We start from the raw sequence: 23,519 nt of genomic DNA, 5'->3' as shown, positions 1-23,519 counted from the left end.
CTTTTTATTGTACACAAGAAAAGACAGCAACCGAAAGAGAATGTCTCTCGATTACTGCCTAAAATGTTATACCCGACTCTCGTTTGACTCTTCGTCAAATTGATAGAGTGGTGTACTCAAGTAACGTTCTCCGTTTGACGGGATGATCGCCAACACGTTCTTCCCTTTACCGAGACGCTTCGCTGTATCAAGCGCCGCCGCAATCGCGGCCCCTGAAGAAATACCTCCGAGCACACCATTTGTGCGCGCTGCTTGGCGAGCATATTCAAACGCTTGTTCTGTCGTGATTTGAAGAACACCCTCGTAAATTTCTGTATCGAGAATGGATGGGACGAACCCGGCACCAATTCCTTGAATTTTGTGAGGACCCGGCTTCCCACCAGACAAGACTGGTGAATCAATCGGTTCAACTGCCAAAATCTTCACATCTGGATATTTCGCCTTCACGACTTTTCCTGCTCCGGTAATCGTACCACCAGTACCGACTCCTGCGATAAGTGCATCCACCGTAAGTCCCGTTTCTTCGAACGCTTCCACAATCTCAGGTCCCGTCGTCATTTCATGAACGTTCGGGTTGGCCGCGTTATTGAATTGTTGCGGGAGGAAGTAGCCGTGCTTCTCAGCTTCTTCAGTTGCACGACGAATCGCCCCGCCCATCCCTTCAGAACCTGGTGTCAAGATGAGTTCGGCTCCATATCCACGAAGAAGATTACGACGCTCCATGCTCATCGTCTCAGGCATGACGAGAACGGCTTTGTATCCTTTCGCGGCACTGACCATCGCGAGACCGATTCCCGTGTTTCCGCTCGTTGGCTCGATGATTGTATCACCAGGCTTCAAGATGCCGTCTTTTTCAGCCGCTTCAATCATCGCTAGTGCGATCCGGTCTTTGACGCTTGATCCCGGGTTCATATATTCAAGCTTCAGATACACATCGGCATCCTCTGGTCCAGTCATTCCGTTCAATTTCACAATCGGGGTCTTTCCAATCAAGTCTGTCACTGAGTTTACGATTCGCATTACATTTCCTCCTTCATAATTCCGACTATTCCGATATTGTTATCATACCCTATCGAATTGAAAATATGCAATTTGGAACGTTGCTTACGCTTGTGCTTGCTCTTTCATCGTCTCTAATTGTTCCGCTGAGAAATGATACTTTTCCCCACAGAAATGGCAAACCGCTTCGGCTCCACCATCTTCTTCAATCATCTGACGAATCTCTTCTTTTCCGAGACCGATAATGGCGTTTTCCATTCGTTCGCGACTACATGTGCAGTTGAATTGAATCGGATTACGGTCGAGGACATCGAGACTATCGCCAAGTAGTAATTGAAGCATCTCCTCTGGTGTCTTTTCTTCACCAATCAAGACAGATACGGGCGGGAACGTCTGAAGTGCTTTTTCGAGCGCCTGCACCGTTTCTTCAGAAGCGTTCGGAAGCAATTGTACGATCACACCGCCTGCCGCAAGAATCGATTCGTCTTCCGGTAAGACGAGAACACCGGCTCCAACGACCGATGGCACTTGTTCTGATGTTGCGAAGTAGTAGGTGAAGTCTTCACTGATTTCACCTGTTTGAATCTCTGAAGAACCACCAACATAATCTTTCAACCCTAAATCTTTAATGACTGAGATGGTTCCTTTTCCGACGACTTCGCCTACTTTCAACTTCGTCAATCCTTGTTCGTTGACGAACGTTCCACCATCGACACGCGGATACGATACATATCCACGGACATCCCCCGCTGTATCTGCATCCACGATAATTTTCCCGATTGGACCATCACCTTCGACTTTAAGCGTGACGCGTGCCGCACCTTTTTGCATCGCACCAATCATCGAGCCAATTGTCATTGTCCGTCCGAGGGCTGCTGAAGCAACTGGTGTCGTCTGATGACGAAGTTGTGTTTCGTACACTGTCTTTGTCGTACGTGCTGCAAACGCTCGTACTTCTCCGTTGAACCCGAGAGCTCGAACGAGATAATCGTCTTTCATTTGATCGAGTAATGCTTGTTGTTCTGTATGAATCATATACTTTAACTCCTTTAGTTTACTTTTGATTGCGCTCGTAAATGAGGCGGAGGCCTTCGAGTGTCAGGAACGAATCCACATGATCAATCGTTTCTGCATGTTCACTGATCAATCGTGCCAATCCTCCAGTCGCAATGACAGTCGCTTCACCAACTTCACGCTTCATTCGATTCACGATACCGTCCACTTGAGCCACGTAACCATAATACGTTCCGGATTGCATCGCTTGAATCGTATTTTTCCCAACGACCGATGGCGGGGTTGCCAGTTCAATTCGTGGTAGTTTCGCAGCACGCTGATAGAGTGCCTCTACTGAAATCATGATACCTGGTGAGATGATGCCGCCGTGGTAGCGACGTTTCTCATCGATGTAACAATACGTGGTTGCCGTTCCAAAATCAACAATTATGAGCGGACCGTCATACTTGGCGATTCCAGCCACAGCGTTGACAATTCGATCGGCTCCAACTTCGCGTGGATTCTCAACGTGAATGTCTAATCCCGTCTTCACACCTGGACCGACAACGATCGGTCGTACATTGAAGTATCGCTGTGACATTTGTTCAAGTGGAAAAATGACCGGGGGCACGACAGAGGATAAGATGACACCTTCAACCTGCTCAAACGAGACGTTCGATTGGTCGAATAGCGACTTCACAAGCATGCCGTACTCATCAGTTGTTTTCGTACGATCGGTCGAGATGCGCCAGTGGTGTACGAGATTATCTTCATCGTACATCCCGAGAACAATATTTGTATTTCCAACATCAATCACTAAAATCATGATATAGTTCCTCACTTTGTTGTCAATTGCAGTTCGCTCGAATTATAACATGAAAAAAGACGAATGCCTCGTCAAGGGCATTCGTCTACTGATTAACGTGATTCGTTATTCGGACGCTCCGTCGGTGTCGCCTCGGGCTTATCACCTTCAGGCACAACATCCGGTTGGCTTTCTTGAACAGCTTCGGGTTGATCGATGACTTGACCGTGCTGAACGGCTGCCTCATCTTTCTTCGCTGCTTCATCTGAGTCCGTTGATGCATCCACGTCTTCTTCCGGTTCATGCGGGAGATATTCGCCTGTTTTAATCAAATGACGAATCTGTTTCGAATCGAGCGTTTCCACATCAAGCAACGTCTTCGCAACGAGTTCGAGATCTTCACGACGTTCTGTCAAAATCTGCTTCGCTTTCGCATAGCAGTGGTTGATGATGTCACGAATCTCTAAGTCGATTTCTTGTGCGATTGCATCTGAATAATTCTGTTCCGTCTGGAAATCGCGACCAAGGAAGACTTGTCCACCGTGGTTCGAACCGAGTTGGAGTGGTCCGAGCTTATCGCTCATCCCATAATCCATGACCATCTTACGTGCAATACCAGTAGCACGCTGGAAGTCGTTGCTCGCTCCAGTCGACACTTCACCAAAGATGACATCTTCGGCGACACGTCCACCAAGGAGACCAACAATCTTATCTTCGAGCTCAGGTTTTGTCATGAAGTAACGGTCCTCTTTCGGGAGCATGACGACATATCCTCCCGCGTTTCCACGTGGGACAATCGTCACTTTGTGTACTTCATCCGCATTCTCAAGTTCGAGACCGATGATTGTGTGACCCGCTTCGTGATAAGCGACAATCTTGCGTTCTTTATCCGAAATGATTCGGCTCTTCTTCGAAGGACCGGCGATGACGCGGTCAATCGCTTCTTCCACGTCGACAACAGATACCGCTGCGCGGTTCGAACGTGCCGCAACGAGTGCCGCTTCGTTCAAGAGGTTCTCTAAGTCCGCTCCAGAGAATCCTGGTGTACGCTGTGCGATTGATTTTAAGTCCACTGTCGAATCAAGTGGCTTGTTACGCGCATGAACTTTCAATACTTCTTCACGTCCCTTTACATCAGGACGATCGACCGTGATTTGACGGTCAAAACGACCTGGACGAAGGAGGGCAGGGTCAAGAATATCCGGACGGTTTGTCGCCGCAACCATGATAATCCCTTCGTTGTCGCTGAATCCATCCATCTCAACGAGCAATTGGTTCAATGTTTGTTCACGCTCATCGTGTCCACCACCTAGTCCGGCACCACGTTGGCGTCCGACCGCATCGATTTCATCGATAAAGATGATACACGGAGCATTCTTCTTGGCGTTTTCGAACAAGTCACGAACACGTGACGCACCGACCCCGACGAACATCTCAACGAAGTCCGAACCTGAGATCGAGAAGAATGGTACACCTGCTTCACCGGCTACTGCACGGGCCAATAGTGTTTTACCTGTCCCCGGAGGACCAACGAGTAACACACCTTTTGGAATACGTGCACCGAGTTTTGAGAATTTACGAGGATCTTTCAAGAATTCAACGACTTCGATGAGTTCTTGCTTCTCTTCGTCTGCTCCGGCCACATCTTCAAATGTGACACTACGCTTCTCTTGGTCGTATAATTTGGCCTTCGATTTCCCGAAGTTCATCACACGACCACCACCGCCACCACCTTGCGCTTGGTTCAACAAGAAGAAGAACAAGATGAAGATGATGATAAACGGTAAAATCGCAAAGATGATACTGAACCAACTACTGTTCGATTCAGCTTCCTCGATTTGAATATCCGTATTCGCTCGAAGCTGTGTTAATACATCCGCATACTCAGCTTCGTTCGCTGGAATATTTGTTTCATAACGCTGGTCTTCATCTCCTGTAAGATCGCCTGTAATCGAGATAGCCCCCGGGATTTCTTGTACGGTTGCCGTCTCAATCCGATCATCTTCCACATATTCTAGGAATTTCGAATACGAGAGTGTTTCACTCTGACTATTCGGATTCTGCAAATATTGAAGGAACAAGATCAAGGCTAGGAAAATCACACCAAAAACCAATGTGTTTTTCACTGCACGATTCATTCTCTGCCTCCTATTCCGAGAAACGATGTTCTCGCCCATTCAGTATATGCCTATACTTTGGGGATTTCTTTTATCTTACCACGTCACATTTTCAAAAGAAAAATGTTAGCCCCCGTAAACGCTCGGTTTGAGCACACCGACGTAAGGAAGATTACGATATTTCTCTTCATAATCCAAACCGTAGCCAACGACAAACTCGTGTGGGATAACGAAGCCGCTATAGTCTGCTGATAAACCATTTTTACGCCCTGTCGGTTTGTCGAGAAGCGTGACAATCTTCACAGATTTCGCTTTACGGTATTTAAGAAGATCGACGAGATAACCAAGCGTCAATCCACTATCAATAATATCTTCTACAATCAAGATGTCGCGTCCTTCTACAGATGTATTTAAATCTTTGTCGATTTTAACCTCACCTGTTGACGATGTGCCACCATGATACGTCGATACGTCCATGAAATCCATCTCTAAGTGGATGTCCATTTCTTTAACGAGGTCCGACATGAACGGCATCGCGCCTTTCAATACACATACGAGAAGCGGGAACTCTTCTTTATAATCTTCGCTAAGTGTTCCGGCAAGTTCTTGTACCTTTTCTTGAATCTCTTCACGCGAGATTAAAATTTTTTCCATATCGTTGATTAATGACATCTTGAAATCCTCCTCTTTCTGTTTCGACACAATCATCATTTTACCATTAATCGTAGACAATTCGCATCCGACTTGTCTAGAAAATCTGAAACTCTTACACCAATAATCGCGAGAATCCGTCCAGAAGCGTCTTCAAGCAGTGGCAGCATCGGACGAATGGATCGATCAATTTTTTCATCAATTAAAATTCGAGCCACTTTTTTTGTCCCTACGGTTAAACGCATCCGATCACCCGGTTTAATTGTACGAATTGTGAGCGGATATGTGATTTCATGTAATGGGATGCCCTCTTCCCCCTCCTCGATAGACAGGGAGATTGTCCGCTCTCCGAATTGAACCACAGTCGGTAGCGTTTCAACTTGAATCGGATGGAGCGGATAGATGTTTAAACGTTGTACAAGATTAAGTACCCTATTCCGCTTGGTCATGAACCATTCCCCCTGGAGATGATAAATGCCTGTATCCTTTTGACTCATCAATAGTTTCTCGATCGCCTCAGTCACATTTACCTCGTAACGAGCGGACAACAACCGACCGACCGTGTACCGTTCGAGCGATGACAAACGTTCAACGTGATCAAGTTTCACATGAAACGCTTTCATTTCGAGTTCTACATATGCCTCCACCCACCGTTCGCACGATTGGTACCGTCTATCCCAGTCGGCACGGGCCAATTTTGCCGCTTCGCTGACTTCTTTCACAACCGATGGCCACGTCTGTTTCAGTTTCGGCACGATCTCATGGCGAATGAGATTCCTTAAGTAGGTGCGTTCTTGGTTTGTTGCGTCTTCGCGCCACTCTAATTCGTTCTGTCGGGCATACTCAATCAGTTGAGCTTTCGACTCATATAACAACGGACGGATAAGTCTCCCGTTACCAAATTTCCGGATTTCGGGAATCCCTTTCACTTCAATCACGTTTCGATGAAGTTGAATGAGCACAGTTTCTAACTCATCGTCCGCATGATGTGCCGTTGCCAATGTGTCATATCCATATTCACTCATGACGTCTTCAAAGAATTGATATCGGCCCTCTCGATATCGCTCTTGTGATTTTCCTTTTTGAAAATCAAGACGCTTCCCATGAAACGGGATTTGATAGGATGCCGCTATATTTGCGACGAACGTATACTCTTCATCTGATGCTTCTCGTAGACCATGATGGACATGAGCCACCGCTACGTTCCATCCTCGTTTGACAAGGCGGTCTAAAAGGACAATCGAATCCACACCGCCAGACACAGCGACGAGCACCTTTTTCATGAATTCCCTCCTTAGGTATAACAAAAGAAGCCATCTCGTTTGAGATGGCTTCTTTTCGCTTAGGCTAAGTGACCCGTACGGGATTCGAACCCGTGTTACCGCCGTGAAAGGGCGGTGTCTTAACCGCTTGACCAACGGGCCTAAATAAAATGGTAGCGGCGGAGGGAGTCGAACCCACGACCTCACGGGTATGAACCGTACGCTCTAGCCAGCTGAGCTACACCGCCATGTTATTGTTGTGTCCTAAGCACATTTTCTATAATAACCAGTCATCATTCGAGTGTCAATTCTTTTTTATATTTTTTTAATAAAAAAATCGTGTATAGCGTCGTCTTCCCCACTATACACGATTTTATAACGTTTTTACATCATGCTTCTGATGCGATTGGGCGATATTTTTTCTTCCATGCGATTCGGAAGTACGCCCACAGCAATGCAAAGCATCCGGCAGCCACAAACGTTAAATAGATGGTAGCTGTCTGCAAGTACTGTGCACCGTCTGCCGATAGAATTTCTTTATACCCAGCAACCGTATATGTCATTGGAAGCAGTGCATTGAACGGTTGTAACGCTCTTGGAATCAATTCGAGCGGGAACGTTCCCGCAGACGTCGTCAATTGCAAAATCAACAAGACGATTGCCACAAAACGCCCCGGATTTCCGAGCGTTGTCACGAGCAACTGCACGATAAAGAGGAACGTGATGCTTGTCAACCAGCTGAAACCGAAGAATTTCAACGGCTCGCTCACTTCAAGACCGAGTAGTTGCACCATTGCCACATCGAGAATCAAGGCCTGAAGGAATCCGACGACAACGAGAACGCCAGACTTCGACATCACCCATGACAGACTCCGTTTTGGACGCCCCACTGGATCGTACAATGGATAGACGATCGAGAGAAGGAGTGCCCCGACAAAGAGTCCAAGTGACATGAAGTACGGAGCGAATCCTGTACCGTAGTTCGGCACTTCGTGAATCGAGTTGTCGACGAGCGCAACCGGACCTGCCATCATCTCCACATTATTGTCAGTTAACCCGATATCTGCATCTTCCGCGCCTTTTAGTAAGGCGTCACGAAGTTCATCGCTACCGGATGCAAGGTCTGTCATCCCATCGGCGAGTTCACCGCTACCGGATTGAAGTTCTTGTCCACCGTCTGCTAACTGACTCGCGCCATTCGCTAGCTCACTTGTTCCGGCACCAGCATCCTGCGCGCCGTCTGCAAGCTCACGACTACCGGATTGAAGTTTTTGACCGCCATCAGCTAACTGATTCGCGCCGTTGGCTAACTCACTTGTTCCGGCACTAGCGCTCTTCGCACCATCCGCAAGCTTCACACTTCCCTCAGAGAGTTGTCCAGTCGCGGCTACGAGCTTATCACTGCCTGTTACGAGTTCATTCGTCCCATCTTGAAGTTGCGTCGCACCTTGATTGAGTTTCGAACTGGCTGCCACAAGCTCTTGTGAGCGACCGGCCGCTGTTTGCGTGCCTTGCTCGATTTGACTAGAGCCACTGGCTAATGCTTTAGCGCCTTCGACCAATTTTGTTTGACCTGTGCTTAATTCAGAAAGTCCTGACGAAAGTTCTCCAGCACCTGCCTCTGCTTGCTTTAGACCAGCAGCTAATGAGGTTTGTCCATCCTTCACTTTCGTCGCACCAGCAGCTAATTGATCAAAACCTGCCGCCGTTTCTTGTTTTCCATCGCTTAGTTGCGCAGCGATGGCTTGAAGCATTTCAGGTGACACGGATTGACCCGATTCGGCGAGTGCCGTCAGTTGTTCAATCAACTCATCTTGCTTCGCGGTCAACTCAGATTTCATTTGTCCGATTCCATTGACCAATTCCGTTTGACCCACGACAAGTGCCGCGTTACCGTCTTTCGCGGTGGTCAATGCACCCGCAAGTTGATTTGCGCCGTCATTTAATGCGGACGCACCCTCTTTCGAGCGTTCAATTCCTGCAGAAAGTTCTTGAACGCCTTGGTTCAACGTTTTTGCACCTGTATGCAGTTCATCTAGTTTTGATGCAAAAGTTCCTGTGCCTTCAACGAGTTGACTCGTTCCGTCTTGTAACGCGGAGGCACCATCGCTGACACGATGTACACCATCTGAAAGAGAGGCTGAGCCTTCATGAACTTGTTGACTCCCATCTGCAAGTTCAGAGGAAGCATCAACCAGTTGAGTCACGCCATCCTTTAATTGACTTGCTCCATCTGCGAGTTCACGCTGTTTCGAAGCGAGTAATTTTGTTCCATCTGCTAGCTCAGAGGAACCATCGGCCAACTGGGCGATCCCATCATTTAACTGACTTGCTCCATCTGCGAGCTCACGTTGTTTCGAAGCAAGTAACTCCGTCCCATCCGCCAATTTGACGGCACCGTCTTTAGCTGTTTTTGAGCCTTCTGCAAGTTTTGTTGCACCGTCTGCCGCTTCATCAAGTCCGTCAGCTACGTCATTCAGCCCATCTTTCAACGCACTGACGTACTGTTTCGATACCTCGGTCGAAAGCTCCGCTTTTACTTGCTCCATCGCGGAACCACCGATTTGCGCAGCTAAGAAATTATACGATTCATTCGCAATATACTTCAATTCAAGTTGCTCTGGATCCTCATCCAAAGCTGTCGTTGCTTTTTCCGAAAAGTCTTCCGGAATCTCAATCGCCATATAGTAATCATGGTCTTCCAATCCAGATTCCGCTTCTTTTTCGGTCGTCTCGACAAACTCGAACGCTTCCGACTTCAATAACTTGTCAATGAGATCGTCCCCAATCTCAAGCGACTCCCCTTCAAACGTTGCCCCTTTGTCTTCATTGACGATGGCGACCGGCAAATCTTTCATCTGTCCGTAAGGATCCCAGAAAGCCCATAAAAACATACCGGCATACATTAGCGGTACGAGTGCGACTGCGAGAATCGGAACCAACACACGTGGGTTCTTAAAGATACTCCGCCACTCCGCCGTCCACAGTTTCCATCCATTCATTTTTCTCTCCACCTTCACTTATAAAACATAACTATTTTTTCATGTTCCCTATTTTGCTCCCTTCCTCGAAAAAAAGCAACTATTTTAGTTATTTTTCATAATTTTTTTCAAAACAAAAAAAGTCGTGAACAAAAATGTTCACGACTCGTCTTGTATTAAGACCTATATAGTTACGAGTAGAAGCTAATTGGTATTCGAAGGATTACCCGCGTTTGGCTCCACGTCCACCGCGTTTCGAATCTGTTTGACGTTTCAAAGTCGTAAGACGCTCGTCGCTATCTTTCAAAAATTTACTCATCAATGTATCAAATGTTTCTGGCTCGCGGCGCTGCGGTTCGCGACGACCACCACCACGTGGGCCACCACCGCTGCGTCCACCAGGACGTGGACCGCCTTGACTAGGGCCACCCGGGCGTGGACCACGAGAGAAACGCTCACCGGCCGGACGCTCTGGACGTTCGCTTACAGGGCGGTCTACTGCTTTTTTGATGGATAATCCAATTTTCCCATCGCTTTCGACGTTCAATACTTTCACCGTGACTTCTTGACCGACTGTCAACACTTCATTGATATCTTTGACGTAAGAGTCTGCCACCTCACTGATGTGCACTAAACCTGTTTTGCCGTTCGGGAGCTCGACGAACGCTCCGAAATGCGTAATCCCTGTGACCTTACCTTGTACCTTGCTTCCTACTTCAATTGACATAAAATAATGTACTCCTTTTTTTGATTGATTCTTTACAATTATACGAGTCGTTTCCTCAACGGTCAACGAACCAACTTATTCTTCTGGTGAGAAGTAGAAAATAATCTCTCCATCTTTAGAGAAAAGCAGCTCATTTCGCGCTAAGTTTGCGATATAATCCTCATCTTGTAATCGCTCCGCTTGCTCTTTCAATTCATCTTGCTCGTCTTGTTGTTCACGCAACTCTACTTTTGCTTGAGCGTATGCTTGTTGTTGGTCCGACACATAGCCGACTTTTGAAAAGTAACTCTGCCCAATCAAGACCATAACAAATAAAAATAGGAGTGAGGCCGCCGCCAAACGACGGCGAAGATGAATTCGTCGCCGATGTGTGTCTTTTTCCAGCTGTTCTCTACGCTCGTCTAGCGCACGAATGCGCCGTTGTCGATCCATCGGATTACGTCCATTCATCGCCTCATCCCCCTCCTCTTAATACACTAAGTATACTTTTTTTTACGAGTTGATACTACCATCCATCTTCTCTTCTTTAAGTAAACGATACATTTCTTTCGCATCTTCTTTACGTGCATGTTCCGCGATTGAATCAATAACGACCGTAACGAGCTTATTTCCGAACCGGATTTGTAGTTCATCTCCGACTTTGACGTCTGTGCTCGCCTTTGCGACTTGTCCATTCAATTGAATCCGTCCCTGATCTGCTACTTCTTTCGCTAACGTACGACGCTTGATCAAACGTGATACCTTTAAAAATTTATCTAGTCTCATAAACCTTTCTCCTTTGCCTCGTTCCAAAGTTCATCCATTTGTTCGAGTGTCATCCGCTGAAGGTCCCCATTTACTTCAATGTATTCGAATCGACGTTTAAACTTTCGGTTCGTCTGTTCTAGAGCTTGCTCGGCATTCAGCCCAACGTATCTCGCGATATTGACGATGGAAAACAATACATCTCCCAATTCTGATTCGTCACCAAGTTCCTCACGCCATTCGTTCAATTCTTCTTCGAGCTTCGTGAAGGCCCCGGATACGTCATCCCATTCAAACCCTACTTGGGCGGCTTTCTTTTGAAGTTGTTCCGCCCTCATCAATGAAGGTTGGTCGATGAGCACACCATCGAGATGCGATTGTTTCTTTTCCCCTTTTTCGGCTTGTTTAATCGTGTTCCAATTTTTCACGACCTCGGAGGCGTTTTCAACTGTGATGTCCCCAAAGACGTGTGGATGACGACGTACCATTTTTTCACTAATCGAACCAATCACATCACGAATATCAAAGTACCCCTCATCTGCACCGATTTGAGCATGTAACATGACTTGGAGCAAGACGTCGCCCAGTTCTTCAATAATCGCATTATCATCTTCTGCATTGATGGCTTCAATCAGTTCGTACGCTTCTTCCAGTAAATACTTCCGAAGCGACTCATGTGTCTGTTTGCGGTCCCATGGGCAGCCGTTCGGACCCCGAAGTGTTGCAATAATCTGTTTGAGTGTCGCAAAATCTTTCGCCAAATACGATTCGTCGACGAGCGGTGGCACATAGAGCGTCGTCAAATTGTTCACTTCCGCCATCCGGTCCATTTCGAATAACGGGATGTGCGCAATCCGCTCTTCTGTCGTACCAGCAGCCGTCACAAGGGTGACGGGATGGTCATCCGGATACCGTTCCATCAATTGCACTTTGACGTCACCCGCCACGAATCCATCGTACACTTGCCCGATGAGGACATGTTGAGTCACCTGCAAACGTTCAAGGTCGAGCGCAGTCGCATCAAGCAGTTGAAATCCATTGATTGGATCGATCCGGAGCGCCTGGAACATGGCATCGAGGAAGCTCTGTCCACCGAGCACATGAAGATCGGCTCCCCGTTCCACCAATAGTTCGACGGTCCGTTCCGCTACGAACGGATGGCCCGGTACGGCGTATGTGATCGCCATTTCTTCACTTTTACTCAATAACGTCTCGACAATCTGGTCGTATACTTCTTCAAACGTATCACTCGATTCATAGACCGAATCAAATGATTCGAACACGAGTCCTTCCGCTTCTAACTCTTGAACGACAGGGTGTTCTTTTGTGCGCAACCAGACGAGCGGTTGCTGCTTTAAATGGCGGTACACACCGAGCGGCAATTGATTCAACTCACCAGACCCGAGTCCGACCACCATGATTGTATAACCCATATTAGTTCTCCTTTTTCTCGAGCACGTCGAGCAGACGACTTCCGAACGGGATCAGTTCCCATTCCGCAAGTGACAGCATTCGCGTACTCCATAATCTCCATATATAGAGGACGGCACCGCTACACACCATTCCGATTAACCAACCGAACGCAGTGATTCGCGAGTCGACCCACATCTGACCTAGCCAGTTTAACACGGCAATGAGGATCAGCATGGGTACGAGGGCTTTCCATAACGACTTATAGTGTTTCGATCGAAATGACCCGAGCGGAATCGAGCGGTCAAGCGCCCGGAAATTATAGAACGCCATCGCTAAAAATCCAATGGATGTTCCGATTGCCGCGCCTTCAATTCCGTAACTCGGGACGAGCCATGCGTTTACCGCACTTTTCACTAACATTGCGACAACCATGCTGCGTGCCGCGACCCACTCTCGGTCAATCGCCTGCAAACATGTCATGCTCGCAATCGCCAAGGAGGCAGCGAACGTGCTCGTCGCTAAGAAGACAAGGGCTCGTGTCCCAGATTCATCTTCAAACAGGGCCACATTTAAGAAAAACATGACACCCATCAATCCGATAGTCGCTGCACCAGCAATCGCAGTCGTCACCCGAATCATCGAACGGAGTCCTTGTGTCGTCTTTTGTAGATGTCCCGCCCGATAATGACGGACGAGCATCGGCACATTGGCCATCCCGATGGTCGTCGTGAACAAGATGGCGAATTGGACGAGCGGGTATCCCCGATCAAACACTCCTTTGCTCACCTTCGCGTCATACGTCCCCCCCATCAAATTGACGATGGTGAAAGAGTCGACAAGTTGCATCCATAGAATCCCGAGCGAAGCGAATCCAACCGCGAAACCCGTCGTCAATAAGAGACGCATCCCTCTTCGAAACGTGACCCGTCGCACCTTCACAATCTGCAAACCACGCGTTCGATAGACCAAAAAGACAATCGCTACGATTCCACCGATGAGTGTCGCACCGTACGCATATTGGCTAAGCGTATATGCATCTTTTCCGAGTCGTACCCCGATCCATAATAGCGACAGCATGACTGTGACGCGGACAAAGTTCTCGAGCACTTGTGACCATGCGCTCGGTCGTAAGTCATCTCTCGATTGAAAAGCGCCACGTAATACGGCCGAGGCTGGCATAAGTAAATAACTTAAACTGATCACCCGGAGTGCCGGTGCCAGCTGCTCATCTCCTAGCCATCCGGCAAGGGTCGGTGCGAATACCCATACCGTAACAACGAGGACAATCGATAGTAGAAACAGCGCATAAAAGCTCCCCCATAGCACTTCCAACTTTCGATTTTCCCCTTTTGTCCCGACACCAATTTTCGCAATAACGACTGGCATCGCATAAATCCCGAGTGAAGCCACGATCGCAGCGAATGGATAGACGGTTTGATAGGCATAGAGTCCGAAGTCACCCGCTAAGTTTTGATACGGGACACGATAAGCGAAGCTAATCAGTTTCGACACGTAGCCGGCAATGGCGAACAAGACGACGCCTTGCGCAAATTTACTTGGCGACTGCATCGCCTACCAACCGCTTCGTCAGTTCCTCTAATACAGTATCGGCATCATTTAGGAGCTCTGTTAGGGGGACACGGCCACTGAGCGATAGTTTCAACGCCCCATCTTCTTGACCCACCCCAAGTTTGCGACCGAGCGGCATTGTCCATTCCATGAAGGATGATACATCAAGTGCAGCTGTCGACTCTTTTGATAAGACGATTTCAATGCGTCCCGGTGTTTGCTTGATCCGACTCACTTTTGCCAGTTCTCCGTAAATACGTAAGCGCGTCAGTTGAATGAGAAGCGCGACCGGTTCAGGGAATTCACCAAATCGCTCAATCAATTCGTCTTGAAGGGCGAATAATGCGCTTGGCGTATCCGCATATTTGAAACGTTTGTACATCTCGATTTTTAATTCACTATCCGACAAATAATTATCTGGGATATACGCATCCGCTTGGAATGCAATTTCCGGCTTGAATACGACTTGTTTTGCTTGTCCACGCATTCGGTCTTTCCGCTCCTCGATTGCTTCGGAGAGCATTTGTGAGTACAGATCGAAACCGACCGAATCGATAAACCCTGATTGTTGTGCACCTAGCAAATTACCAGCACCCCGAATCGATAAGTCCCGCATCGCAATCTTAAAGCCACTTCCGAGCTCCGTGAACTCTTTAATGGCCTGAAGTCGGCTTTCGGCAACTTCCGTTAAGCGCTTATCTTTTCGATAGGTGAAGTACGCGTAGGCGATCCGATTCGAGCGTCCGACACGACCACGAAGTTGATAGAGCTGCGACAACCCCATCTTGTCAGCATCATGGACGATAAGTGTATTGACGTTTGGAATATCGATTCCCGTCTCGATGATTGTCGTCGAGACTAAAATATCTGCCTCTCCTTCTAAAAAGCTGATCAATTGGCTCTCGAGCTCACTCTCCGTCATCCGTCCATGTGCCGTCGCGATACGCGCGTCCGGTAATAGGGCACGAATTTCTTCCGCTTTTCGTTCGATACCTTCGACACGGTTATAGAGGAAGAACGCCTGCCCACCACGAGCGAGTTCACGCTCTAAAGCTTCACGCAAGACGATCCCGTCATACTCCATGACATATGTTTGGACCGGATATCGATTTTCAGGTGGTGTTTCCAATACGGACAAGTCACGGATTCCAATCATCGACATATGGAGCGTCCGCGGAATCGGTGTGGCAGTCAACGTGAGCACGTCGATATTCGTCTTCAGTTGTTTCAAACGTTCTTTATGTTTAACGCCGAACCGTTGTTCTTCATCGATGATGACGAGACCGAGATTGGCAAACGTTACGTCTTTAGACAACACGCGGTGTGTACCGACGACAATATCAATCGTCCCTTCTTTCAAGCCCTTCTTCGTCGCGGTCATCTCACTTTTCGAGCGGAAACGGCTCATGACCGACACATTGATTGGAAATTCGCTGAATCGTTCGAGCATCGTCTCATAATGCTGTTGGGCGAGGACGGTCGTCGGGACAAGAAATGCGACTTGCTTTCCGGCGAGTACCGCTTTAAATGCCGCCCGAATCGCCACTTCCGTTTTCCCATATCCGACATCTCCGCATAAGAGACGATCCATCGGACGCGAGCGTTCCATATCTGCTTTGATTTCAGCAATCGAGCGAACTTGATCTTCTGTTTCAGCGTACGGGAATGAAGATTCAAACTGACTCATCTCTTCATCGTCCGACGGAAACGCAAAACCAACCGAGGCCTCTCGTGCCGCATACAGTTTAATCAACTCATCGGCAATGTCTTCAACCGATTTAGCGACCTTCGATTTGACCTTCTTCCATTCCGTGCCACCCAGTTTATAAATCTTCGGTTCTTTTCCTTCTGCCCCGACATATTTTTGCACGAGATCAATTTGGTCGACTGGTACGTAAAGGGCATCGTCACCAGCATAGACGAGATGCAAGTAGTCCTGATGAATCCCACCGACCTCAATCGTTTTGATGCCTAAGTACTTTCCGATTCCATGGTGCACGTGGACGACATAATCGTTCGGCTTCAACTCTTGGTAACTCTTGATTCGTTCCGCGTTCGTCAAGTTCTTCGTCTGACGTTTCCGTTTCGTCACACGTTTGAACAGTTCTTCTTCTGATACAACGACAAGACGACTCGTAGATAATTCAAACCCACCTTCAATTTGACCGATAATGACGGACACACGTCTCGGCTCTAACTCTCCATCGACATTCGTAAACGTCGAGGAAATCCCATAGTCTGAAAGAAGTGCTGTTATTTTATCTGCACGCGACCGATCTCCCGCGAGCACGACAATTCGTTGATCACCTTGTTGCCAACGTTCCACTTCTTGTTTCAATAAGTGCATCTGTCCGTGAAATGCCGGTAGCGGACGACAGCTCAAATGAACCGTGTCGGTCTCAGGTATACCTGAACGACGAGACGGCAATAATGAGAAGGCCACTTGTTTCAAGTCAAGGAACACTTTATGCATTGGGACGGCGAGCGTATAGTTACTGACCGCTTCCCCTTTTTCGATGAGCGAAGAGAACCACTCGGCGTCTTCCCGGTCCTGCACATCCGCGGCGTCATCAATTCGTGCCACTTCATCCAAAATGAGTACGGCGTCTTTTCCTACGTAATCAAGAAGCGTTGATGTATAAAGAAGTGGCGAATACTTTCCTACTTTATCTGGGAAATCACCCCGCTCTAAACGTTCGATATCCGTTACGACTCCTTCATCGAGCGCCTGACGAATCACATCGTTTGTAATCAATTCCACCGTTCTGTCGTATTGCTTGCGAAGAGCGCTACCTGCTTGTTTCAGCTGTTCCTCAGTCGCAACAAACTCCGTTGCAGGCGTAATACACACTTCCCCTACCACCCCGAGCGAACGTTGGGTTTCGGCATCAAACGTAAAAATCGAATCAATTTCAGTGTCAAACAAGTCAATTCGATATGGACGCGCTTCTGTGAGCGGGTAAACGTCTAATATGCTACCTCGTACGGAAAACTCGCCTGGCGTCGTTACAGTTGCCGTCCGTTCATACCCCATCCCCGACAATTGTTTCGCAAAATCCGCTAAATCGAGATCACTTCCAGGCTTCAACATGACGCGGCTGTCTTGCCATGCTTTCGGACTCGGCATGTAACGTCGTAATCCACCGAGTGGCACGACAACAACGCCTCCTGTTTGGTCAAGGAGACGGGTACGGGCATCGATTCGGGCGGCCAACAGTTCCGGACTAGATGTCAGTGATAGTTCACCTGCTAGCGTCTCATCAATTGGATAAAGCAGTGTTTGATCAGGGCCGATGAGTGATTCAAGTTGATCAAACATTTTTTGTGCTTGATACATATTGTGTGTCACAACGACGAGGCGTCTCGCTGACGATTTCACGAGTCCTGCTAAGACAAGAGCTTTCGCGCTCGTCGTCAGACCCGTTACCAATTGACGGTCCACTTTTTGTAGCCGCTCGCGAATGATATTCGTCTCAGGGAGCGCCACCATAAATCTTTCTAAAGCATTCATTTGTTTTCCTCCAACTCATACGACAAAAAAGGGTGCGATGACCCTTTAGTTGTATCGATTCATCAGTGCTAGCCAATCTGTATCTACAAAATCAGTTGCTGCAGTTACGGCGTTGTCGATTGTCTCGTTCAACTCCGATAACTCATCTTTCCGATAGTTCATCAACACCCAGTCGACAACTTTAATCGGATGCGGGGGACGACCGACACCAAGCTTCAATCGCTTGAATTCAGCGGTTCCTAAATGTTGAATAAGTGATTTGATTCCGTTATGACCACCCGCGCTTCCTTTCGGACGGAAGCGAAGCTTGCCGGGAACCATATCCAAATCATCATAAATCACCAATAAGTCGTCAATCTCAATCTTATAATAATCTAAAATGGGACGGACCGCTTCACCCGACAAGTTCATATACGTAAGCGGCTTCACGAGTACAACGCGTTCACCATTGATTCTTCCCGTTCCCATAAGGGCATTAAACTTCGCCTCATTCAGCGAGATGCCATGCTTTTCTGCGAGACGATCAATCGCTAAAAAACCGACATTGTGTCGCGTCATCTCAAACTTTTTCCCGGGATTTCCAAGACCGACGATGCATTTCATATCATTTCCTCCTGAACAAAAAAGCCCAAAGGCGAATGCCTCCGGGCCTCGTTTTTTTAATCGAATAGGGTACTGACCGATTTATGCTCGTGTACGCGCATAATCGCTTCCCCAAGTAAATGGGCAACCGACATTTGCTTGATCTTGCTCGAGCAAGGGCGACCCGTCAAATCGATGGTATTTAGGACAACCAACTCTTTGATCGATGAGTTGTCGATGCGCTCCATCGCTGGACCAGAAAGAACCGGATGCGTACAAGACGCATATACTTCCTTCGCGCCCGCTTCGACGATGGCATCTGCAGCAAGAGTGATTGTACCCGCTGTATCGATGATGTCGTCAATCAAAATCGCTGTTTTCCCTTCAACGCTTCCAACGATGTTCATGACTTCAGCGACATTCGCTTTCGGACGACGCTTGTCAATGATGGCAATCGGTGCTTTCAAACGTTCTGCCAATTTTCGTGCGCGTGTCACGCCACCGTGATCTGGAGAAACGACCACGATATCTTTCGCTTGAAACTCTTCTGTTTCAAAGTAAGTCGAGATGAGCGGTACACCGAGTAATTGGTCAACCGGAATATTGAAGAATCCTTGAATTTGCGCTGCATGCAAATCCATCGTGATGACGCGTGTCGCACCCGCTACCGTAAGAAGGTCAGCGACAAGTTTCGCTGTGATCGGTTCACGCGAGCGTGCTTTACGGTCTTGACGTGCGTACCCGTAATACGGCATCACGATGTTAATCGTACGGACAGAAGCACGTTTGAGTGCATCGATCATGACGAGCAATTCCATGAGCGTTTCGTTTACAGGCGAGCTTGTTGATTGGATGACATACACATCATCTCCACGAACACTTTCCTCGATGTTAATATAGAGTTCACCGTCGCTGAAACGTTTGACTTGGCAATCACTGAGCGGGACACCAATTTCTTTCGCGATTTCTTCAGCAAGCGGGCGGTTCGAGTTTAAGCTAAATAGACGAATTTCTCGTTCGTATACAGTAGACATGTTTAGGATTCTCCTCCATCGTTTTCCATAATGACTGGCAGCAAGTTATCGTTTTGTGTAACCTTCTTTATTCGTTTGGCGTTCGCGTGCAATCGCAAGCGCCTCTTCCGGTACATCATTTGTAATCGTCGAGCCGGCTGCGACAATCGCACCTTTCCCGACTTTTACAGGGGCAATCAAGTTGACATTGCAGCCGACGAATGCATCGTCTTCTACGACTGTCTCAAACTTATTTTTGCCGTCATAATTTACCGTAATCGATCCGCATCCTAAGTTGACACGTTCACCGATCGACGCATCCCCGATATAGCTCAAGTGCGAAGCTTTCGCACCATCACCGAACGTTGATTTTTTAATCTCAACAAAGTTACCGACGCGTGAGTTCGCGCCAAGAACAGCTTGTTGACGCAAGTGAGCGAAAGGTCCGACTTGAGCCTCTTCACCGATCCGGCTGTCTGTCACGACAGACTGGCGAACAACGGCATTGTCTTCAATCACACTGTTACGGATGTCCGAGTTTGGACCGATCACACATTCCGAGCCGATTGTCGTCTTCCCAAGAATGACCGTCCCCGGATAAATGACCGTATCCGAACCAATCACCACATCTGGAGAAATGTATGTCGATGCAGGATCCATAAATGTAACCCCTTCACGCATGAGACGTTCATTCGTCCGTTTCCGCATGATCGCTTCCGCTTGTGACAAGGCTACGCGGTCATTGACCCCAATCGTCTCATCAAACGTCGGTGCTGTATGCGCCGCTACCACTTCGCCCGATTCTTTTGCGATTGCGATGACATCAGGTAAGTAATATTCACCCTGTGCATTATTGTTTCCGACTCGTTTAAGTGCATCGAATAACAATTCGTTATCAAACACGTACGTACCCGTATTGATTTCATTGATGGCGAGCTCTGTCTCAGAAGCATCTTTATGTTCCACGACTTTTGTCACGTTCCCATCTTCACCACGAATCACACGACCGTATCCTGTCGCGTCGTCGGCAATCGCAGTCAGTACAGTGACTTTCGCTTGTTGCGCTTCATGATGAGCGAGAAGGGCTTCTAACGTTTCCGCTGTAAGTAGCGGTGTATCTCCACAGACGACGAGTGTCGCCCCTGATTTACCCGCAAGCTCTGCTTCTGCCATTTGAACAGCATGTCCCGTTCCAAGTTGTTGTTCTTGGACCGCATACTCTACTCGTGTGCCGAGCGTATCTTGTACCGCTTCCGCCCCATGGCCAACGATTACGATTTGACGACTGACACCGATTTGGTCTAACTGGTCGACAACATGCTCAACCATTGGTTTCCCTAGAACCGGATGAAGTACTTTATAAAGCTTCGACTTCATTCGCGTCCCTTTTCCTGCTGCCAAAATGACTGCAAAACGCTCCATTCTTGATTCGCTCCTATCTCACAACAGCTGTGATTGGTCTGTATAGTTCGGCTTATCTGTAACTAAATCCTATTTACACCGTTTCTACTATATCGAAACCGTGCCTTCGTTTCAATAGTTGTACCGTTCCTTAACCATTGAAACGCAAAAAAACAGCGGTAGGGAACCTAACCGCCGTTTCCTGTCATTCATTCATACCGTAAGACACTTGTTGTGGGTCAAGGACGTCCACACCCATATTGGAATAGGTTTCCAAAACAGCTGCTTCAACTTTCTGTCGCATCTCCCCATTAATCGGATGCGCGATATCGCGAAAAATACCTTCTGGTGTCCGTTTGCTCGGCATGGCGACAAATAGACCGCTACTCCCTTCGATGATTCGAAGGTCATGTACAACGAATTCATGGTCAAGTGTGATTGAGGCCAATGCTTTCATTCTGCCTTCTGTCGCGACTTTGCGAATTTTTACGTCTGTGATCTGCATGTTTCGCATCCCCTTTATCGTCGTTGTCTACGCCATGGTGTGGTCTTCTGCAAGGTTCAGTTAGTTTCAAACGAACGTCATGACTCCATATTGATAACTCTATACCCTCTAATCATAAAACGAAATCAAAATTTTGCCAATCAATTTAGGAACTGTTCCACATTCCCCCGTGAAATGGTGACGAGACCCTCGTCCGAATCAACATTTGTCAATTTCATCAAACTGACGTATTCGCTGACCATCTTCTTCTCGGCCCCTTCAGCTTCCATCAACACACCGACACCCGCAAGGTTTGCCTCGAATTCATTCAAGAGACTCATCATCCCACGGATTGTTCCCCCGGCTTTCATGAAGTCATCGATCAAAAGTACATTCGCACCGCGTGGCAGACTTCGGCGTGCAAGTGCCATCGTACGAATTGCTTTCGATGAACCAGATACGTAGTTGATACTGACAGTCGATCCTTCTGTGACACGACTATCCGAACGGACGATGACAAATGGGACACCTAATTGTTCGGCAACGGCATAAGCAATCGGGATTCCCTTCGTCGCAATGGTCATGACGACATCAACTTTCCGGTCTGCGAACACAGACGCAAAAACTTGACCCATCGGCTTCACCTGGCTTGGATTACCTAACACGTCGGTTAAGTAGAGGTATCCACCCGGTAACAGACGCTCAGGTTTTGATAACTGATCACAGAGCGTATCAATCATCTCAAGTGATTTGTCTTTACTCCATCCTGGAATAAACATAACACCACCGGCCGCACCAGGAACGGTAACAAGCTTACCAATTCCATCATGAGACAGCATTTCACTAACAATGACAAGATCTTCGCTAATCGAGGACTTTGCAGCTTTATAACGGCTTGAAAACATCGACAACGAGACAAGCTGATGCGGATGGTCAAGCAAATAACGGGTCATATCGACGAGACGACCACTTCTACGAATTTTCATACGGATTCTCCTTCACTTCTTCATTAATAAACGAATGTTCTAATGAAAATATATCACTTTCATTCGTTTTTGTTCAATGTCTTTTGCCGAGAATCCGAACGACGAACACTTCTGGGCAAAATCCTTTTAAACCGTTATAGATTCGGTACGCTTTTTGCTCGTGTTCAATCAACGCAAAGACAGTCGGTCCACTTCCACTCATGAGAACACCTTCCGCCCCGCAATGACGCATCGTCTCTTTGATTTGTTTTACTTCCGGGTGAAGTTTGAGCGTCACACTTTCGAGCGAATTCCCGAGGTTTTCACAAATTCCGTGAAAATCTTTCTGATGAATCGCTTCCACCATAGCCTCAGTGTTTGGATGATGGACCTCATCCATACGCACAGCCCGATACACATCTGCGGTTGAGACCCCGATTTTTGGTTTGCCGAGCACAACGTAACACGGTGGCGGCGCCGGAATCATTTCTAACCGTTCTCCACGCCCTCGGGCAATCGCCGTCCCCCCGATGACACAAAATGACACGTCAGACCCGATTTCCGCACCGAGCTCCGCTAGTTCCTCTAATGACAAGTTCAATGAGAACAGTTCGTTCATCCCGCGAAGCGTTGCCGCTGCATCACTCGATCCACCGGCAAGACCAGCAGCTACAGGAATTTGTTTATCGAGCACAATCTCGATACCTTGTTGAATATTAAAACGCTCACGCAACAACTCCGCTGCCCGATATGCTAAATTTCGATGATCATTCGGCACATAGGCATGTTCCGATTGAATCCGAATCTCATCCGATTCTAGAACTGTCAACTCCAAACGGTCTGCTAAGTCGACTGTCGTCATTATCATTTCTACTTCATGATAGCCGTCCGAACGCTTTCCGAGAACATCGAGCGTCAAATTAATTTTTGCCGGCGCTTTCACACTAATCGTGCGCATCACGTTCACCCTTCCCATTTGTCTCCTGTTCGACATTGTACCGTAAACAGGCGCACAAAAAAAGAAGCAGCTGCCAATGCATCCGCCCCTCATTTATAAATCAATTGCCGAATTCAATTTTAACTGTATCCGTTAGGACATCAGCGTAGCTATACGAGACACGCTCAACATTGTGCAACTCTTCGTCTAATTTCACAACGAAGACCGCAGGATATGTCTCAACGAGCGTTCCAAACCGAGTAACGACTTTCTTACGACCGCCGTTTGCTTTCAACGTCAATCGTTCACCAACATGCGATTCGAGTTTCTGTCTGATTTCTTGTAACGTTTTTGGCATACGCTTC

Annotated in this window: 20 protein-coding genes and 2 tRNA genes; all 22 read right to left on the bottom strand. The window is 47.7% G+C overall.

The features are described 5' to 3' along the window. Window positions 1–66: 66 nt before the first annotated feature. A complete protein-coding gene (cysK, locus tag P400_RS0102940) occupies window positions 67–1,020 on the bottom strand; it encodes a cysteine synthase A (protein ID WP_026824794.1) in 954 nt (317 codons plus the stop codon). Between the two features lie 84 nt (window positions 1,021–1,104). Continuing rightward, entirely contained in the window at window positions 1,105–2,034 is a 930-nt protein-coding gene (gene hslO / locus P400_RS0102935; RefSeq protein WP_051545931.1) for an Hsp33 family molecular chaperone HslO, read from the bottom strand. A 19-nt stretch (window positions 2,035–2,053) separates the two neighbouring features. Then, a complete protein-coding gene (locus tag P400_RS0102930) occupies window positions 2,054–2,818 on the bottom strand; it encodes a type III pantothenate kinase (RefSeq protein WP_026824792.1) in 765 nt (254 codons plus the stop codon). 92 nt (window positions 2,819–2,910) lie between these two features. Next, the gene (ftsH, locus tag P400_RS0102925) at window positions 2,911–4,935 is read right to left on the bottom strand and encodes an ATP-dependent zinc metalloprotease FtsH (protein ID WP_026824791.1); all 2,025 of its coding nucleotides are present in this window, start codon (window positions 4,933–4,935) and stop codon (window positions 2,911–2,913) included. Between the two features lie 105 nt (window positions 4,936–5,040). Continuing rightward, window positions 5,041–5,586, bottom strand: coding sequence for a hypoxanthine phosphoribosyltransferase (hpt, locus tag P400_RS0102920; protein WP_026824790.1), 546 nt, complete (start codon window positions 5,584–5,586; stop codon window positions 5,041–5,043). A gap of 35 nt (window positions 5,587–5,621) precedes the next feature. Continuing rightward, window positions 5,622–6,848, bottom strand: a complete 1,227-nt coding sequence (tilS, locus tag P400_RS0102915; RefSeq protein ID WP_026824789.1) for a tRNA lysidine(34) synthetase TilS — start codon at window positions 6,846–6,848, stop codon at window positions 5,622–5,624. A 69-nt stretch (window positions 6,849–6,917) separates the two neighbouring features. Next, a tRNA-Glu gene (locus P400_RS0102910) sits at window positions 6,918–6,989 on the bottom strand. 9 nt (window positions 6,990–6,998) lie between these two features. Beyond that, window positions 6,999–7,075 (bottom strand) — tRNA-Met (locus tag P400_RS0102905). Window positions 7,076–7,216: 141 nt separating this feature from the next. Beyond that, window positions 7,217–9,829: a YhgE/Pip domain-containing protein gene (locus P400_RS0102900; RefSeq protein WP_026824788.1), complete on the bottom strand. Its 2,613-nt coding sequence runs from the start codon at window positions 9,827–9,829 to the stop codon at window positions 7,217–7,219. A 202-nt stretch (window positions 9,830–10,031) separates the two neighbouring features. Further along, window positions 10,032–10,535 carry a S1 domain-containing RNA-binding protein gene (locus P400_RS0102895; RefSeq protein ID WP_026824787.1) on the bottom strand — a complete coding sequence of 168 codons (504 nt, stop codon included), beginning with the start codon at window positions 10,533–10,535 and terminating at the stop codon, window positions 10,032–10,034. Between the two features lie 75 nt (window positions 10,536–10,610). Then, entirely contained in the window at window positions 10,611–10,985 is a 375-nt protein-coding gene (locus P400_RS0102890; protein WP_034770769.1) for an FtsB family cell division protein, read from the bottom strand. Window positions 10,986–11,027: 42 nt separating this feature from the next. Further along, window positions 11,028–11,300, bottom strand: a complete 273-nt coding sequence (locus tag P400_RS0102885) for an RNA-binding S4 domain-containing protein (protein WP_026824785.1) — start codon at window positions 11,298–11,300, stop codon at window positions 11,028–11,030. Then, window positions 11,297–12,712: a bifunctional methyltransferase/pyrophosphohydrolase YabN gene (yabN, locus tag P400_RS0102880; RefSeq protein WP_026824784.1), complete on the bottom strand. Its 1,416-nt coding sequence runs from the start codon at window positions 12,710–12,712 to the stop codon at window positions 11,297–11,299. Before yabN ends, P400_RS0102885 begins: the two co-directional genes overlap by 4 nt. Window position 12,713: 1 nt before the next feature. Continuing rightward, window positions 12,714–14,261 carry a polysaccharide biosynthesis protein gene (locus P400_RS0102875; protein WP_026824783.1) on the bottom strand — a complete coding sequence of 516 codons (1,548 nt, stop codon included), beginning with the start codon at window positions 14,259–14,261 and terminating at the stop codon, window positions 12,714–12,716. Continuing rightward, on the bottom strand, window positions 14,245–17,772 hold the full coding sequence (gene mfd, locus P400_RS0102870) for a transcription-repair coupling factor (protein WP_026824782.1): 3,528 nt from the start codon (window positions 17,770–17,772) through the stop codon (window positions 14,245–14,247). Before mfd ends, P400_RS0102875 begins: the two co-directional genes overlap by 17 nt. A 45-nt stretch (window positions 17,773–17,817) precedes the next feature. Continuing rightward, window positions 17,818–18,375: an aminoacyl-tRNA hydrolase gene (pth, locus tag P400_RS0102865; RefSeq protein WP_026824781.1), complete on the bottom strand. Its 558-nt coding sequence runs from the start codon at window positions 18,373–18,375 to the stop codon at window positions 17,818–17,820. A gap of 56 nt (window positions 18,376–18,431) precedes the next feature. After that, on the bottom strand, window positions 18,432–19,388 hold the full coding sequence (locus tag P400_RS0102860; RefSeq protein WP_012727731.1) for a ribose-phosphate diphosphokinase: 957 nt from the start codon (window positions 19,386–19,388) through the stop codon (window positions 18,432–18,434). A 45-nt stretch (window positions 19,389–19,433) separates the two neighbouring features. Beyond that, the gene (gene glmU / locus P400_RS0102855) at window positions 19,434–20,789 is read right to left on the bottom strand and encodes a bifunctional UDP-N-acetylglucosamine diphosphorylase/glucosamine-1-phosphate N-acetyltransferase GlmU (protein WP_026824780.1); all 1,356 of its coding nucleotides are present in this window, start codon (window positions 20,787–20,789) and stop codon (window positions 19,434–19,436) included. 184 nt (window positions 20,790–20,973) lie between these two features. After that, entirely contained in the window at window positions 20,974–21,273 is a 300-nt protein-coding gene (gene spoVG, locus P400_RS0102850) for a septation regulator SpoVG (RefSeq protein ID WP_026824779.1), read from the bottom strand. A 140-nt stretch (window positions 21,274–21,413) separates the two neighbouring features. Beyond that, complete coding sequence (gene purR, locus P400_RS0102845) at window positions 21,414–22,238, bottom strand: pur operon repressor (protein WP_026824778.1); 825 nt, start codon at window positions 22,236–22,238, stop codon at window positions 21,414–21,416. Between the two features lie 73 nt (window positions 22,239–22,311). After that, complete coding sequence (ispE, locus tag P400_RS0102840; RefSeq protein ID WP_034770768.1) at window positions 22,312–23,175, bottom strand: 4-(cytidine 5'-diphospho)-2-C-methyl-D-erythritol kinase; 864 nt, start codon at window positions 23,173–23,175, stop codon at window positions 22,312–22,314. Window positions 23,176–23,275: 100 nt separating this feature from the next. Continuing rightward, on the bottom strand, window positions 23,276–23,512 hold the full coding sequence (locus P400_RS0102835; protein WP_026824776.1) for a Veg family protein: 237 nt from the start codon (window positions 23,510–23,512) through the stop codon (window positions 23,276–23,278). Window positions 23,513–23,519 lie beyond the last annotated feature (7 nt).

Origin of the sequence: Exiguobacterium marinum DSM 16307 (assembly GCF_000620845.1) — a bacterium.
In the GTDB taxonomy this organism is placed as follows: domain Bacteria; phylum Bacillota; class Bacilli; order Exiguobacteriales; family Exiguobacteriaceae; genus Exiguobacterium; species Exiguobacterium marinum.
This window is presented reverse-complemented; position numbering and strand designations above follow the sequence as displayed.

Excerpts from the sequence above, each read along its gene's own strand:
- spoVG (WP_026824779.1), bottom strand. The coding sequence starts at position 21,273 with ATGCAGATCACAGACGTAAAAATTCGCAAAGTCGCGACAGAAGGCAGA.
- P400_RS0102860 (WP_012727731.1), bottom strand. The coding sequence starts at position 19,388 with ATGTCTACTGTATACGAACGAGAAATTCGTCTATTTAGCTTAAACTCG.
- P400_RS0102875 (WP_026824783.1), bottom strand. The coding sequence starts at position 14,261 with ATGCAGTCGCCAAGTAAATTTGCGCAAGGCGTCGTCTTGTTCGCCATT.
- P400_RS0102895 (WP_026824787.1), bottom strand. The coding sequence starts at position 10,535 with ATGTCAATTGAAGTAGGAAGCAAGGTACAAGGTAAGGTCACAGGGATT.
- tilS (WP_026824789.1), bottom strand. The coding sequence starts at position 6,848 with ATGAAAAAGGTGCTCGTCGCTGTGTCTGGCGGTGTGGATTCGATTGTC.
- P400_RS0102900 (WP_026824788.1), bottom strand. The coding sequence starts at position 9,829 with ATGAATGGATGGAAACTGTGGACGGCGGAGTGGCGGAGTATCTTTAAG.
- P400_RS0102885 (WP_026824785.1), bottom strand. The coding sequence starts at position 11,300 with ATGAGACTAGATAAATTTTTAAAGGTATCACGTTTGATCAAGCGTCGT.
- P400_RS0102835 (WP_026824776.1), bottom strand. The coding sequence starts at position 23,512 with ATGCCAAAAACGTTACAAGAAATCAGACAGAAACTCGAATCGCATGTT.
- cysK (WP_026824794.1), bottom strand. The coding sequence starts at position 1,020 with ATGCGAATCGTAAACTCAGTGACAGACTTGATTGGAAAGACCCCGATT.
- ispE (WP_034770768.1), bottom strand. The coding sequence starts at position 23,175 with ATGCGCACGATTAGTGTGAAAGCGCCGGCAAAAATTAATTTGACGCTC.
- ftsH (WP_026824791.1), bottom strand. The coding sequence starts at position 4,935 with ATGAATCGTGCAGTGAAAAACACATTGGTTTTTGGTGTGATTTTCCTA.
- purR (WP_026824778.1), bottom strand. The coding sequence starts at position 22,238 with ATGAAAATTCGTAGAAGTGGTCGTCTCGTCGATATGACCCGTTATTTG.
- P400_RS0102930 (WP_026824792.1), bottom strand. The coding sequence starts at position 2,818 with ATGATTTTAGTGATTGATGTTGGAAATACAAATATTGTTCTCGGGATG.
- mfd (WP_026824782.1), bottom strand. The coding sequence starts at position 17,772 with ATGAATGCTTTAGAAAGATTTATGGTGGCGCTCCCTGAGACGAATATC.
- yabN (WP_026824784.1), bottom strand. The coding sequence starts at position 12,712 with ATGGGTTATACAATCATGGTGGTCGGACTCGGGTCTGGTGAGTTGAAT.
- hpt (WP_026824790.1), bottom strand. The coding sequence starts at position 5,586 with ATGTCATTAATCAACGATATGGAAAAAATTTTAATCTCGCGTGAAGAG.
- hslO (WP_051545931.1), bottom strand. The coding sequence starts at position 2,034 with ATGATTCATACAGAACAACAAGCATTACTCGATCAAATGAAAGACGAT.
- pth (WP_026824781.1), bottom strand. The coding sequence starts at position 18,375 with ATGAAATGCATCGTCGGTCTTGGAAATCCCGGGAAAAAGTTTGAGATG.
- glmU (WP_026824780.1), bottom strand. The coding sequence starts at position 20,789 with ATGGAGCGTTTTGCAGTCATTTTGGCAGCAGGAAAAGGGACGCGAATG.
- P400_RS0102890 (WP_034770769.1), bottom strand. The coding sequence starts at position 10,985 with ATGAATGGACGTAATCCGATGGATCGACAACGGCGCATTCGTGCGCTA.